This window comes from Klebsiella sp. 10-1 (assembly GCF_009758445.1).
Classification (GTDB): Bacteria; Pseudomonadota; Gammaproteobacteria; order Enterobacterales; family Enterobacteriaceae; genus Klebsiella; species Klebsiella scottii.
Window position 1 is genome coordinate 215,708 of record NZ_WQRE01000004.1, and the last position, 14,297, is coordinate 230,004.

Below are 14,297 nucleotides of genomic sequence, written 5' to 3' on the forward strand. Positions count from 1 at the left end.
GGGCTTTTTAGCGTTTATTGCAAAACATTTCCGATTTCTCCCCTTCGTTGTGCTTTGTTGCAAAACAACATCTTTATTAGCACTGTTTCGCATCCTGTTTTGTCGATTTTCTGTTAAATCAGAGGGTTGCAAAATAATGCTGGAGCTACGGTGCAAAAGAACAAAACTAAGTCAGGTGCGAATTTCACCCCGATTCGCTTTGGGCTGCTGTGTGCGGCGATCCTCAGCTGCCTTGGGCTGCTATTGGGCCGGGTGGGATGGCTGCAGATTGTCTCCCCCGATAATCTTGTTAAGCAAGAGGATATGCGCTCGCTGCGCGAAGAGCCTATCGACGTCCAGCGGGGGATGATAAGCGACCGCGAGAATCGCCCGCTGGCGGTCAGCGTACCGGTTAGCGCTATCTGGGCCGACCCGCAAACGATAGTGGAAAAAGGGGGCGTCGGCTATGGTCCGCGCTGGCAGGCTATGGCCGAAGCGCTGCACCTTAATCTGGGCGATTTGGCAAAGCGGGTTCAGGCTCATCCCCATATGCGGTTTGTCTATCTGGCCCGCCAGGTTAACCCGGAACAGGCCGAGTGGATCGATAAACTGCATCTGCCGGGGATTAATCTGCGCGACGAATCCCGCCGCTTTTATCCGGCCGGCCACGTTGCGGCCAACCTGCTTGGTTTTACCAATATTGATAATCAGGGAATTGAAGGCGTTGAGAAAAGCTTTAACTCCCAGCTGACCGGAAAGGCCGGCCGCCGGCTGGTGCGTAAAGATCGCCACGGCCACGTGGTTGAAAATATCACCGAGGTTCCGGCGGTTCCGGCGCACAATTTACAGCTAAGCATCGACGAGCGGCTGCAGACGGTCACCGAGGATGCGCTGGATAATGCGGTCAGCTGGAACAAGGCGGAGTCCGGGGCGGCGGTGCTCATTAAGATCGATACCGGCGAAATCCTGTCGATGGCCAGCTATCCCGACTTTAACCCCAATAATCGCGATAACGCCCGGCTGGATGATTTTCGTAATCGCGCCATCAGCGATACCTTTGAGCCGGGCTCGACGGTTAAGCCACTGGTGCTGATGACGGCGCTGCAGCAGGGGATTGTTCAGCCAGACAGCGTGGTGGATACCCATCCTTTCGTCCTCGACGGTCACCGCATTCGCGATGTCGGCTACTACCCGGAGCTGACCCTGACCGGCATCCTGCAAAAATCCAGCGATACCGGCGTCTCGCACCTGTCGCTGGCAATGCCGGTCCAGCACCTGATTGACACCTATAAGGCCTTTGGCTTTGGCGATCCGACGGGCCTGGGGTTAACCGGGGAAAGCGCGGGGCTGATGCCCCAGCGCCGCTACTGGGGGCAGCTGGATCGGGCGACTTTCGCCTTTGGCTACGGTCTGATGGTCACCCCGCTGCAGCTGGCGCACGTCTACGCTACCATCGGCGGCTTCGGCATCGAGCGGCCGCTGTCGATTACCCGCATCGATCCGCCGGTCATCGGCACGCGAGTGATGCCGGAGCAGATCGTCCATCAGGTCGAACATATGATGGAGAGCGTGGCGTTACCGGGCGGCGGCGGGACAAAAGCGGCCGTCCGCGATTACCGGATTGCGGTCAAAACCGGCACGGCTAAAAAGATTGGCCCCGACGGCAAGTACATCGATAAATATATCGCCTATACCGCAGGCGTGGCGCCGGCCAGCAACCCGCAGTTTGCGCTGGTGGTGGTCATCAACGATCCCAGCAACGGCGCCTATTACGGCGGGGCCGTTTCGGCGCCGGTATTTAGCCAGATAATGGGCGATGTTCTGCGTCTCGAAAACGTGATGCCGGACGGAATGCCGGCGGGCTCGGGCAATCTTATCGTTATGCATAACGGCGAGAGCCTGCCCCCGGCGCTGTAACAGTGGTCTGAAAGAGCGAATAACGCTACACTTTCGCTCTTTCAGCGACACCGGAGTTGTCATGTCTTACAGTTGCCCCCTTTGCCACGCGCCGCTTGAGCGCCGTGAAAATAGCTATATCTGCCCGCAGCGGCACCAGTTTGATTTAGCGAAGGAGGGATACGTTAACCTGCTGCCGGTGCAGTTCAAACGCTCGCGCGATCCGGGCGATAGTGCGGAGATGATGCAGGCGCGGCGCGCCTTCCTCGATGCCGGTCACTACCAGCCGCTGCGCGATGCGATCGGCGAGTTCCTGCAGACCTGTGCGCCGGCCGATCTGCTGGACATCGGCTGTGGAGAGGGCTACTACACTCACGCATTTGCCGCTATCTCAGCCAGCTGCTGGGGCCTTGACGTCTCAAAATCTGCGGTTCGCGCGGCGGCCAAACGCTATCCGCAGGTTAATTTCTGCGTCGCTTCAAGCCAGCGCCTGCCGTTTGCTGATGCCAGCTTTGACGCGGTGGTGCGGATCTATGCGCCCTGCAACGCTCTGGAGCTGGCGCGGGTTGTCAGGCCCGGCGGCTGGGTGGTTACCGCGACGCCGGGCCCGAAGCATCTGCTTGAGCTGAAAGGTATGATTTATGACGACGTGCATCTGCATGAGCAGAATACGGAAGCAATGACCGGCTTTACGCTGCGCCATCAGCAGCAGCTGGCTTACTCAATGACGCTAAGCGGGAGCGAAGCCGAGGCGCTGCTGCAGATGACGCCGTTTGCATGGCGGGCGAAACCGCCGGTTCGTGAGGCGCTGCGTGAGCAGGCGTTATTCAGCTGCCAGACCGATTTTATGATCCACTGCTGGCAGCGTGATGCCTGATAGCTAGCCGGCGAAATGGCTCCAGAGAATTTCGGCGCCGATACCTATCAGCACAATTCCTCCCAGAATTTCAGCCCGCTTGCCTAGCAGCGGGCCGATAAATCGTCCCAACATAATACCCAGCGTTGACATCACCAGCGTCGCGCAGCCAATCGCCAGCGCGGTGGCGATGATGTTCACCTGCAGGAATGCCAGACCGACGCCAACGGCCATAGCGTCAAGGCTGGTGGCAAATGCGGTAGTGACCAGCAGCCAAAAGCCGTGGCGATGGGGCGCTTCGCACTCGTCGCCGGCGTCGCCGCGAAATCCTTCAATCACCATTCGGCCGCCGAGGAAGACCAGCAGCACAAAGGCAATCCAGTGATTCCATTCGAGGATGAACTGACTGGCAAGCATCCCCATTCCCCAGCCGACAAGCGGGGTCAGCGTTTCAATCGCGCCGAAGATAAGCCCGGTACGTAACGCTTCGGAAAATTTAGGTTGGTGGAGAGTTGCACCCTTACCGATAGATGCGGCGAAGGCGTCCATGGACATGCCAAAGGCCAGAAGAATCGTTGCGGATAAGTTCATAAGTGCGTCCTGACCGGGGATATTCCATATGACACATCGCTGCCCCCAGTAAATATACGCAATAAGTCTAATGATTATATATTGCGTACTGCAGTGATGCGTCTATGGTCTCGCCTGATTGAATGCGTTCTTCAACCCGTACGTGCCACGTTTTGCAACGAGTATGTTGACACGTACATCTCCTGGCCTGGCGGACAGGACATCGGCTACTCCCCAACGACGGGCGCAACCTTAACATATTTTTAGAATATAAAACAATAACACTATTTAGATATTTTAATAACCAAATGATAACGATTTTCATTTGAATTTAGGTGTCAAGAATTGGTTAATAAATATGAGGGAAGTGGGCAGATGAAATATAGCAAGGGCTATATATCCATCTGCCTGAATGAGCTGAAATATAGCGTAGGCTATATTTTTAACCTACTGAGTGGAAACGAGAAGTTTGTATATTTTTTCCAGATCGTCGATATTTCGTACGCGAATAAGCAGGCGTCTTTGCTCTAATTGCATCACCAGCACGCCGTCTTCCGATAAATTCATCTCTTTAATACGCTTATATTCAATCCAGATATTGGCGAAGAAAAAACCAGCGGGCTTGAAGATGATTTTGGGCGTGCGGATCCAGAACAGGTAGAGACCCATTAATGCCAGAGCAGATAATAACCATGTGGTAATGAGCGCGCCGTGGCTGATAATGTTGTTATAAATCAGTATGGCAGTTAGACCGACGAAGATTATTCCATCAACGCGGCTGCGGCGGAGCAGGGGAATGGCCAGCAGCTGCGGGCCGTTACGGCGCGGCATAATAAACTGGTCGTAAATCGCAAATGCCAGCAGAACCAAAATAAACAGCACCAGCACCAGATCCGTGAGTGTCATCCATCCTCCGAACAAAAACTAAAAAAAAAGCCGGGGGCAAGCCCCCGGCGTACAGCAGGATAATTACAGCCCCAGTAGGCCGATTGCGTAGCCAACGATACCGATGACGAAGAAGCCAACGATGATCCACAGGGCGTTAACTTTCTTACGCAGCAGCCACATACAGGCGAAGGTCAGCAGCAGAGGCACCAGACCCGGCATCAGCTGGTCAAGGATAGTCTGCACGGTGGTCACGCGAGTCTGGCCATCCTGACCGGTGATAGTCGATACCACCAGCGGGATGTTCACGTGCGTCCATTTATTGACCAGCGCCCCCATGACAAACAGGCCGAGAATCGACGCCCCCTCGGTCAGTTTCTGCAGGAAGCCGCCGCCCATATCTTTAACGATGTCGATACCTTTACGGTAACCGTACGCTACGCCGTAGTAACGGGTCAGCAGACGTACTGCGTTAAACAGAATAAAGAACAGCAGAGGACCAAGCAGGCTGCCGCTCATCGCGATACCGGCGCCCAGCGCCGCGAATACCGGACGCACGGTGCCCCAGAAGATCGGGTCGCCTACGCCTGCCAGCGGGCCCATCAGACCGACTTTGATACCGTTGATGGCACCATCGTCGATTTCCGCACCGTTAGCGCGCTGCTCTTCCATCGCCAGCGTTACGCCGAGCACCGGCGCCGCAACGTAGGGGTGGGTGTTAAAGAACTCAAGGTGACGCTTAATCGCCTGTTTACGCGCATCGTTATTCTCCGGGTACAGGCGACGAATTGCCGGCACCATAGAGAAGCAGAAGCCCAGCGCCTGCATACGTTCGAAGTTCCATGAACCCTGGAACAGGTTAGAACGAATGAACACGCCACGAATATCACTCTGAGTGAGTTTTTTCTCGGTGGTATTTTTAGTCATATCAACCATTTCGCTCACCTGTTAGTCCAGTTCGTTATCGAGATCGTTATTACCAGCAGCCTGCGCTGGCGCACCCGCTACGCGGTTGTATTTCGGGCTCAGCTGGATGTAGAGGATTGCCATTACGGTACCAATCACGCCCAGAGCAACCAGGTTGAAGTTGGTGAACGCAGCGGTAACGAAGCCGAGGTAGAAGAACGGCATCAGATAGCCTGCGCGCATCATGTTGATGACCATCGCGTAACCAACTACCACGATCATGCCACCCGCGATGTTCAGACCGCCGGTTACCACTTCCGGAATGGCGTTCAGCAGGCCCTGGACTTCACTGGTACCGACGGAGATAGCGACGATAACGGCCGGGATAGCGATACGCATGGCCTGCAGGAACAGAGACGAAACGTGAAGCCAGGAAATGGCCGTCAGGTTTCCGCTCTCCGCTGCTTTATCCGCAGCGTGCTGGAAGGCAACGGTAATCGTACGGACGATAATGGTCAGAACCTGGCCTGCCGCCGCCAGCGGGATAGCCAGCGCGATACCGGCACCAATGCTTTGGTGACCCGCGATAACCAGAACGGTCGAGATGATGGACGCCAGGGCGGCATCCGGCGCAACGGCGGCACCGATGTTCATCCAGCCCAGGGCGATCATTTCCAGGGTACCACCGATGATAATACCGGTTTTCATATCCCCGAGAACGGCGCCAATCAGCGTACAGGCCACCAGAGGACGGTGGAACTGAAATTCATCAAGTACCGACTCCATACCCGCAATACACGCGACGATGAACACCAGCACAATCTGAAGAAGGGTAATCTCCATTGTACTTCTCCTGTTGATTAAGTCTTAAGTTGAAAAGTCAGGCGCGAGCGCAGGGTTATTTATTAACCTTGGCGATCAGGTCCATCATTTTCAGTTTCTGGTCGGTGGAAACTTTGCGTGCTTCCAGTTCGATACCGCGGGCGTTCAGCTTCTTGAACGCTTCAATATCTTTCTCATCGACCGAAATCGCGTTGTTCACCTGCGTTTTGCCCTGGCGGAAAGCCATACCGCCGATGTTGACCGTGGTGATATTCACGCCACCTTCAACAACACGCTCAACGTCAGTCGGGTTAGTGAACAGCAGCATAATGCGCTCGCCTGCGTATTTAGGGTTGTTGTAGACGCGGATCATTTTAGCCACATCAACAACGTGGGCGGTGACGCCCGGAGGTGCAACCTGAGTCAGCAACGTTTTTCGTACGGTATCGGCTGCGACTTCATCGCTGACGACGATAATACGGGTGACGTTGGTTTCTTTGGTCCAGCGGGTCGCTACCTGGCCGTGGATAAGACGGTCATCGATACGCGCCAGGCCGATAACCATGTAATCGTTTGGACCCATCGGTTTAGCTGGGGTTGCCGCTCGTGGCGCTGCCGCCTGAACGGGAGCCGGAGCCGCTTTTTCAACCGCTTTCGCTTTCAGCGCTTTCACGCCTTCACGACCGGTTTCCACCGCTAACGCCACCAGCTCGTCGAACGACGGGTCGTCGTCACGGGCCATTAGCGTTTCAACCAGCATTGGAATGTTGACGCCGGCGATGACTTCGTAGTGCTCTTTATCGACGACAATGCGGCTCGCCGCATTGAACGGGCTTCCTCCCCACGTATCGACGAGAAACAACACGCCTTTAGCCGTGTCCAGCTTCGCCAGCTGTGCGTTGTATTTTTCGATCAGCGTTTCGGCGTTTTCACCGGGAACGAAATCGATCCAGCCAACGTTTTCCTGCTCGCCCAACAGCATTTCTGCCGTTTTCAGCAGCTGTTCTGCAGCCCAACCATGTGTGCCTATTACAATAGCAATCGTCACTTGCTACCTCCTTTATTATGGTGAATGCATCATCTGTTGTGATACATCCTGAATCACTCTTGCGAACAAAATCGATTCAGTAAGGGTGTAAGATATAAAATAATCACTACAGCGAATTATTTTAGATAGTGAAAAAATAATTAATGTGATGAAGATCCGTTAATCACGCATCTACGAATAATAATTTCGCGGCGCAAAAAATAGCCTTAGCTATTGCAAAAACAGGTAAATTTTTTTCCAATCTGGTTCTGTTTTTTGCTATGTTTAGCTTCCGTTTAACTACTCAGGAGTATAGGGCATAGCCCGCTGTATGGACCCTCATCGACGTCTTTTCACCTTTTGGCACCTGTCTGCCACCGCTACCGCTATCTGCTACGCTTTTTTACCAGCAATAATTGTCTCGCCTGTGCATGACATAGCGATGATTGCGTCCGTCGTTAACTGGAGCAACTCATGGAATTCTTAATGGATCCCTCTATTTGGGTCGGCTTGTTGACGCTGGTCGTCCTCGAGATCGTGCTCGGTATCGACAACCTGGTATTTATTGCCATCCTTGCGGATAAACTGCCGCCAAAGCAGCGTGATAAAGCACGTCTGATTGGCCTGTCGCTGGCGCTGTTCATGCGTCTGGGGCTGCTGTCGGTTATTTCGTGGATGGTGACCTTAACCAAACCGCTGTTCAGCATCGCTGATTTTTCCTTCTCCGGGCGCGATCTTATTATGCTGCTGGGGGGGATATTCCTGCTGTTCAAGGCGACGACCGAACTGCACGAGCGGCTGGAAAACCGCCAGCACGATGCCGGTCATGGTAAGGGGTACGCCAGCTTCTGGGTGGTGGTGCTGCAAATCGTCGTGCTTGATGCCGTGTTCTCGCTGGATGCGGTGATTACCGCCGTGGGTATGGTAAACCACCTCCCGGTCATGATGGCGGCGGTGGTGATTGCGATGATGGTCATGCTGCTGGCATCGAAGCCGTTGACCCGCTTCGTTAACCAGCATCCAACGGTGGTGGTGCTGTGCCTTAGCTTCCTGCTGATGATTGGCCTGAGCCTGGTGGCCGAAGGCTTTGGTTTCCATATACCGAAAGGCTACCTGTACGCTGCGATTGGCTTCTCAATCACCATTGAGTTCTTCAACCAGGTGGCGCGGCGCAACTTTATCCGCCATCAGTCGACGCTGCCGCTGCGCGCGCGCACCGCCGATGCGATCCTGCGTTTGATGGGCAGCCGTAAGCAGAATCCGGTGACGCACGATGGCGACATGCCGTCCGCGGTACCGGTGCCAGAGGGCGCGTTCGCCGAAGAAGAGCGCTATATGATTAACGGCGTGCTGACTCTCGCGCAGCGTTCGCTGCGCGGCATCATGACGCCGCGCGGTGAAATCAGCTGGGTGGACGCCGAGCAGAGTGTAGAAGAGATTCGCCGCCAGCTGCTCTCCTCTCCGCACAGCCTGTTCCCGGTGTGCCGGGGCGAGCTGGATGAGATTATCGGTATTGTTCGCGCTAAAGAGATGCTGGTGGCGCTGGAGGCCGGCGAGAACGTTGCGGCGCTCGCCTCGGCATCGCCGGCGATTGTGGTTCCGGAAACCCTGGACCCGATCAATCTGCTGGGCGTTCTGCGCCGGGCCCGCGGCAGCTTCGTCATTGTGACCAACGAATTTGGCGTGGTGCAGGGGCTGGTGACGCCGCTGGACGTGCTGGAGGCGATTGCCGGCGAGTTCCCGGACGCCGATGAGACGCCGGAGATTGTTGCCGATGGCGACGGCTGGCTGATCAAAGGTTCAACCGACCTGCACGCCCTGCAGCAGACGCTGGGGCTGGATGACATCGTCAATGAAGAAGAGGATATTGCGACGGTGGCCGGGCTGGTGATCGCCGTCAACGGCCATATCCCGCGCACCGGTGATGTGGTTGAGCTGGAGCCGCTGCGGTTCACCATCGTTGAGGCCAACAGCTACCGCGTCGATCTGGTCCGCGTCGTTAAAACGCGGCACGAGCACGACGAAGAAGAGTAATCCCGCCGACCTGCCGGTCTCCTCAGGAGGCCGGCAGGCTATTGACTATCCGTTTCCTCATCCGCCGCCAGATCGTGCGCCGCCAGCCATTGCGGGAATTCGTTAACCGGCATCGGCCGGGCGTAGCGAAACCCCTGCAGGATATCGACGCCGTGGTTACGCAGGTATTCCGCCTGCTCCTCTGTTTCAACGCCTTCCGCGATGGTGACAATTTCCAGGCGATGCGCCAGGGAAATAATCATATCCGTCACCGTTGAATTTACGCTGTCGATGCCGATTGCGCTGGTGAAGGACTTATCAATTTTTAAGATGTCGGGGCGGAGTTTTTTCAGCCATGACAGCGAGCTGTTGCCGGTGCCGAAATCGTCGATTGCCAGCTGCACGCCTTTGAAATGCAAATGTTCGGCCATATGGCGATCGCCATCCTGCAGCACGTCGCGCTCCGTGAGCTCCACCACCAGCTGCTGGACGGGATGGGCGCTAAACCAGTAGTGATGCAGATCGCGCAGCAGCTCGCCGTTAGCAAAATGGCGGGCGGCGACGTTGATCGAAATATGGAAGCTTTTGTCCTGAGGGAAAAGGTTGAGCTGGCGTGCGGTTTCCGCGATCACGTAGCGGGTGAGGGGAACGATAAGATTGTAACCCTCGGCAATGGGAATAAAGACATCGGGGGAGATCCTCCCCCGGCGCGGATTGTTCCAGCGCAGTAATATCTCGACTCCGCAGCACCTTTGGCTGCGCAGATCCTCCAGCGGCTGGCACCAAAGTTCGAACTCACGCGCGGTGATACCGAGGCTGATTTCACGGGAAAAGCTGAGCCTGCCTGCGGTTATGAGCCAGGTTATGCCGGTCGTTAACAGCGTGAAGATCAGCGCCAGCGGCAGCTCGGCGGGGAGTTCGTGCAGGGCGATTGCCGAGGCTCCGGGGCCGCTGACGTTGATGGTAAAGGGGAACTGCGAAGAGCTCTGGCGATAAATGACGCGCTCGCCCGGAATGGCGTCGTGGTCCACCAGTCCAAGGCCGTTAATAAAGCTTTTGTTACCGACCCGCAGCCCAATACCGGTAATCAACGGTGATTTCGCGTTGAGAATTAACTCCCCCAGCAGCTCAATATTAATCATCAGCATTACGCCGTCGGAGCCGCTAATCGATGCCGGATACCACTGAATTAATACCGGCGAGCCGACCAGCAGCGATCCATCGGTGGAGAAGACCAGAAGAGGGTGGTTGCTCGGCAGCATGGGCTGGCGCTGATGAAGGTTAAAATTACGTTCGCCATAAATACTGGAGCAGTAAAGAGTATCCGCTTTCACCAGTGCGATAGTTCGCACCGTTTGCAGCGAAGACGCCAGCTTGCGTAAGGGCAGGTGAATTTCCCGGCACGGCTGACCGACGAAATTCAGCATCGACAGGTGCTGCTTTTCAAGAGGGCGAAGAATTTTATCCATGGCCATCACCATCTGACTGGTGACCGTCTGGATCCGTTGCTGATTTAGGCTACGCTGCGAAATAAATCGGATAACCAGAGTGGTTGTCAGCGTTAATAACGCAACAATCAAACATACGACGATACGTTTACGGCGGTATGTCGTGATGACCTTATGTGCAGTCTGCATGCGCGACACCCTGTCGACTCTGAGTACCGTTCAGAATAACAATCGTCAGACAGTAAGTGTAGTGGGTGTAAATGAATAGAAGAAGAAAAATGCGCCGGTTAGGGCGCATTTCGGTTGCGAAGGTTTAGTCACACTGTACTTTGATGGCCAGACCGCCGCGGGAGGTCTCGCGATATTTGGCGTTCATATCCTTGCCGGTTTCGTACATCGTCTCGATAACTTTATCGAGGGAGACGCGCGGTTCGCTGGTGCGGCGCATCGCCATGCGCGCGGCGTTAATCGCTTTAACCGATGCGATGGCATTACGTTCGATGCACGGCACCTGGACCTGGCCGGCGACGGGATCGCAGGTGAGGCCCAGATTGTGCTCCATACCGATCTCCGCCGCCACGCACACCTGTTCAGGGCTGGCGCCGAGCAGCTCTGCAAGACCGGCTGCGGCCATGGAACAGGCCACGCCAACCTCGCCCTGACAGCCCACCTCAGCGCCTGAAATAGAGGCATTCATCTTGTACAGCGCGCCCACGGCGCCGGAAGCCATAAAGTAGCGAATGTAGATATCAGGGCTGACGGATTCAATAAAGTGGTCATAGTAGGCCAGCACCGCGGGCACAATCCCGCAGGCGCCGTTGGTCGGGGCCGTGACGACGCGGCCGCCGGCGGCGTTCTCTTCGTTGACGGCGAGGGCAAACATGTTCACCCAGTCAATGACGTTCATCGGATCGCTGGACAGCTTATCGCTGGCCACCAGCAGGCGGCGCAGCGCAGAGGCGCGGCGCGGTACGCGCAGCGGCCCGGGCAGTACGCCTTCGGTATTCATGCCGCGATCGATGCAGGCGCGCATGGTCTGCCAGACGTTGGCAAAATAGTCTTCAATCTCTTTTTTGCCGTGCAGCGCCAGTTCGTTCTGCATCACCATCCCGGAGAGTGACAGCCCGGTCTCTTTGCAGTAGCCCAGCATCTCCTGCGCCGATTTAAACGGGTAAGGAACGCTGAGCTCTCCCGCATCCTCTTTGCCGAAATGATCTTCGTCGACGATAAAACCGCCGCCGATGGAGTAGTAAGTTTTGCTGTAGATTTCTTTGTCGCCGGCCCAGGCATGAATCGTCATCCCGTTTTCGTGCAGCGGCAGGTTGTCGCTGCGAAAACGCATACCGTCATCCTGCGGGAAATCGACTTCCTGCTGCCCTTGCGCCAGCAGCAGGCGTCCGCGGGCTTCTACGTCGCGAATAAATGCCGGAATCGCGTCAATGTCGACCGTATCGGGCTGATTGCCCGCCAGCCCCATGATAATGGCGATGTCCGTGTGGTGGCCTTTGCCGGTTAATGACAGCGAGCCGTAGACGTCAACCGCCACGCGCGTTACGTCATTAAGTAGTCCCTTTTCGACCAGGTCATCGACGAACTGTTTACCGGCTTTCATCGGCCCTACAGTATGGGAAGATGAGGGACCAATCCCCACCTTGAACATGTCGAATATACTAATCACCATAACACTCCAGTACAGGGTTGCCGCGGCTGCGGCAACGATGTGATAACTGCGCATAGTGTAAGAGGGAACCGTAGCATCAGCTTAACTATTCACATGAATTAAACTAATGGATAACCATGAATTTACTAATGCTGAGAGCGCCGTCATATTTAAGTATATACCCTAAGTAACGGGCCCGACGGGGGAGCCGCAAGAGGGGGGCGCAAAGGGCGGTGCGGGGGAGTTCGGCGAGCGAACGCAGCCGCAAGAAGGGCTGCGCAAAGTCGATTAAGGCGTCAGGGCTTGACGCCGATTTGCAGGGCCAGCTCGCGGATAATCCCCGCGGTCATTCCCCAGACAAAATAATGCTGATACCAGGAAAGCCAGACCCGATGCGAGTTCCCGCGGCGATGGATATCCAGAGGGTGATAGCGGCCCAGGCGCAGCGCTTCGGCCAGCGGCATTTCAAAGACCGCCGCCACCTCATCCTGGCTGGCGTGATAGCGCAGGTTAGGCGGAATGATCCCCACCACCGGGGTGACCTGAAAGCCGGTCACGCTATCCACCGGCGGCAGAACGCCGATGATTTCCACCTGTTCAGGGGGAATAGCCACCTCTTCCTGCGCCTCGCGGAGCGCGGCGGCAATCAGCGACGCGTCGCTGTTATCGACCGCTCCGCCCGGGAAGGCCACCTGGCCGGCGTGCTTACGCATCCGCGGCGAACGCTGGGTAAGCAGCAGCCCCGGCTGCGGGCGACGGACAATCGGTACCAGCACCGCGGCCTGGCGCTGATTGAGGGCGCCTTGCGAAGGCTGCGGGCGCAGTAATTGAAAGCGCGAAAGAAAGTCGTCCAGCTCAAGGGCGTTATCCGCCATATCCTAGCTCTCCAGTTGTTGCAGAATGCGGTTAACTTTATCAAACGTTTCCTGATATTCAGCCTCTTCTTCGCTATCCGCGACAATCCCGCCGCCCGCAGAGCAGTATAGCTGCCCCTGCCACGCCGTCAGCGTGCGGATCGTAATGCTGGTGTCCATATTGCCGCACAGGCTGAGATAGCCGATGCTGCCGCACCACGCGTTGCGCCGCTGCGGCTCCAGCCGATCGATAATTTGCATCGCGCGCACCTTGGGGGCGCCAGTAATGGAGCCGCCGGGAAACGCCGCGCGCAGCAGGTCGCTGGCGTGAAGATGGGCCGGTAGCCTGGCGGTAATGGTGCTGACCAGATGGTGGACCGCCGGGAACGGCTCAACGACGAAGAGCTCGGGTACGCGAACGCTGCCGGGCTCGGCAACCCGGCCAATATCGTTGCGCATCAAATCGACGATCATCAAGTTTTCCGCGCGGTCTTTCGCCGAGTTAGCCAGCTTTTCTGCCTGGCGAGCGTCCTGCTGAGGATCGGCCAGCCGCGGGAGGGTGCCTTTAATCGGCCGGGTCTGGATTTCACCCTGATGAAGCTGGATAAAACGCTCCGGAGAGAGGCTCAGGACCGCGCCTTCCTCGAGGCGAATAAAGGCGCTGAACGGGGCTCTGTTGGCGCGGTTAAGCTGGCAAAATGCCTGCCACTCGTCGCCCTGATAGCGGGCCTGGAAGCGCTGAGCCAGGTTGACCTGGTAGCAATCGCCGCTCTGCAGCCACGCCTGTACCTGGCGGAATTTCTCGCCATACTGCTCGCGGCTCATATTCGAATGCCAGGCCGAGGTCAGGCTAAAAGGTGCCGCCGCTGGGGCCGATTGCGCCCTCAGCCACTGCAGGCGCGCCTGGGGATCGCCGTAGCTCAGCAGCGAGACTTCACAACGCTGGTGATCGACGATCAGCGCCCAGTCGTAAATGCCGACCGCCATATCCGGCAGCGCAATATCCGCGTCGGCCTGAGACGGCAGGTTTTCAAAACGACGCCCCAGATCGTAGCCGAACAGCCCCAGCGCGCCGCCAAGGAACGGCAGGTGCGGATGGGCCTGCGGCGCTAATCCGCACTGCGCCAGCTGTTGCGCCACTATTTTTAGCGGATCGTCGGCGGACGTCGTCAGCGTTCGGCCGTCGTTCACCGTGGTGAGGCCGCCGCGGGTAGTCAGCGTTGCGCGCGGCTCGGCCACCATAATATCAAAACGGTTATGCGGGTGATCGGCAAAGCCTGAGTGTAGCAGCATCGCCCAGGGCGCTGCGCTTAAGGGCGCAAAGTAGCGCTCGGCGGCATCCGGATGCCAGGGCAGGGTAATAATAGCGGGGGACAACATC

General features: G+C 56.7%; 12 protein-coding genes. 3 read left to right on the forward strand and 9 right to left on the reverse strand.

The annotated features are described in order from the left end of the window. The first annotated feature begins 150 nt into the window (after positions 1-150). Positions 151-1,896 carry a peptidoglycan glycosyltransferase FtsI gene (ftsI, locus tag GO007_RS16515; protein ID WP_095101746.1) on the forward strand — a complete coding sequence of 582 codons (1,746 nt, stop codon included), beginning with the start codon at positions 151-153 and terminating at the stop codon, positions 1,894-1,896. Positions 1,897-1,957: 61 nt separating this feature from the next. Continuing rightward, positions 1,958-2,752, forward strand: a complete 795-nt coding sequence (rlmA, locus tag GO007_RS16520) for a 23S rRNA (guanine(745)-N(1))-methyltransferase (protein ID WP_095101749.1) — start codon at positions 1,958-1,960, stop codon at positions 2,750-2,752. Positions 2,753-2,755: 3 nt separating this feature from the next. Here the strand turns inward: rlmA and mntP are convergent, their stop codons facing one another. The 5 genes from mntP to manX all read right to left on the reverse strand — a co-directional run bounded on the left by mntP (position 2,756) and on the right by manX (position 6,962). Further along, positions 2,756-3,322, reverse strand: a complete 567-nt coding sequence (gene mntP, locus GO007_RS16525) for a manganese efflux pump MntP (RefSeq protein ID WP_095101751.1) — start codon at positions 3,320-3,322, stop codon at positions 2,756-2,758. Between the two features lie 426 nt (positions 3,323-3,748). Beyond that, positions 3,749-4,207, reverse strand: a complete 459-nt coding sequence (locus GO007_RS16530; RefSeq protein ID WP_095101753.1) for a DUF986 family protein — start codon at positions 4,205-4,207, stop codon at positions 3,749-3,751. Between the two features lie 63 nt (positions 4,208-4,270). Then, complete coding sequence (locus tag GO007_RS16535) at positions 4,271-5,122, reverse strand: PTS mannose transporter subunit IID (protein ID WP_041146195.1); 852 nt, start codon at positions 5,120-5,122, stop codon at positions 4,271-4,273. A gap of 12 nt (positions 5,123-5,134) precedes the next feature. Continuing rightward, positions 5,135-5,935: a PTS mannose/fructose/sorbose transporter subunit IIC gene (locus GO007_RS16540; protein ID WP_045859157.1), complete on the reverse strand. Its 801-nt coding sequence runs from the start codon at positions 5,933-5,935 to the stop codon at positions 5,135-5,137. A 55-nt stretch (positions 5,936-5,990) separates the two neighbouring features. Beyond that, positions 5,991-6,962, reverse strand: coding sequence for a PTS mannose transporter subunit IIAB (gene manX / locus GO007_RS16545; RefSeq protein WP_095101755.1), 972 nt, complete (start codon positions 6,960-6,962; stop codon positions 5,991-5,993). Positions 6,963-7,415: 453 nt separating this feature from the next. Between manX and yoaE the strand changes: the two genes are divergently transcribed. After that, positions 7,416-8,975: a CNNM family cation transport protein YoaE gene (gene yoaE, locus GO007_RS16550; RefSeq protein WP_095101757.1), complete on the forward strand. Its 1,560-nt coding sequence runs from the start codon at positions 7,416-7,418 to the stop codon at positions 8,973-8,975. Between the two features lie 38 nt (positions 8,976-9,013). On the opposite strand, the gene GO007_RS16555 is transcribed toward yoaE, so the two are convergent. From GO007_RS16555 to pabB, 4 genes are all read right to left on the reverse strand, one after another. Next, a complete protein-coding gene (locus GO007_RS16555; protein WP_095101759.1) occupies positions 9,014-10,591 on the reverse strand; it encodes an EAL domain-containing protein in 1,578 nt (525 codons plus the stop codon). A 124-nt stretch (positions 10,592-10,715) separates the two neighbouring features. After that, complete coding sequence (gene sdaA, locus GO007_RS16560) at positions 10,716-12,080, reverse strand: L-serine ammonia-lyase (RefSeq protein WP_095102272.1); 1,365 nt, start codon at positions 12,078-12,080, stop codon at positions 10,716-10,718. Between the two features lie 278 nt (positions 12,081-12,358). Beyond that, positions 12,359-12,937, reverse strand: a complete 579-nt coding sequence (locus tag GO007_RS16565; RefSeq protein ID WP_095101761.1) for a CoA pyrophosphatase — start codon at positions 12,935-12,937, stop codon at positions 12,359-12,361. Between the two features lie 3 nt (positions 12,938-12,940). Beyond that, positions 12,941-14,296 carry an aminodeoxychorismate synthase component 1 gene (pabB, locus tag GO007_RS16570; protein WP_095101763.1) on the reverse strand — a complete coding sequence of 452 codons (1,356 nt, stop codon included), beginning with the start codon at positions 14,294-14,296 and terminating at the stop codon, positions 12,941-12,943. Position 14,297 lies beyond the last annotated feature (1 nt).

What these genes read in the sequence shown, in the direction of transcription:
- GO007_RS16555 (WP_095101759.1), bottom strand. Translation starts at nt 10,591, where the DNA reads ATGCAGACTGCACATAAGGTCATCACGACATACCGCCGTAAACGTATC.
- rlmA (WP_095101749.1), top strand. Translation starts at nt 1,958, where the DNA reads ATGTCTTACAGTTGCCCCCTTTGCCACGCGCCGCTTGAGCGCCGTGAA.
- mntP (WP_095101751.1), bottom strand. Translation starts at nt 3,322, where the DNA reads ATGAACTTATCCGCAACGATTCTTCTGGCCTTTGGCATGTCCATGGAC.
- pabB (WP_095101763.1), bottom strand. Translation starts at nt 14,296, where the DNA reads ATGTTGTCCCCCGCTATTATTACCCTGCCCTGGCATCCGGATGCCGCC.
- GO007_RS16530 (WP_095101753.1), bottom strand. Translation starts at nt 4,207, where the DNA reads ATGACACTCACGGATCTGGTGCTGGTGCTGTTTATTTTGGTTCTGCTG.
- GO007_RS16565 (WP_095101761.1), bottom strand. Translation starts at nt 12,937, where the DNA reads ATGGCGGATAACGCCCTTGAGCTGGACGACTTTCTTTCGCGCTTTCAA.
- GO007_RS16535 (WP_041146195.1), bottom strand. Translation starts at nt 5,122, where the DNA reads ATGGTTGATATGACTAAAAATACCACCGAGAAAAAACTCACTCAGAGT.
- yoaE (WP_095101757.1), top strand. Translation starts at nt 7,416, where the DNA reads ATGGAATTCTTAATGGATCCCTCTATTTGGGTCGGCTTGTTGACGCTG.
- GO007_RS16540 (WP_045859157.1), bottom strand. Translation starts at nt 5,935, where the DNA reads ATGGAGATTACCCTTCTTCAGATTGTGCTGGTGTTCATCGTCGCGTGT.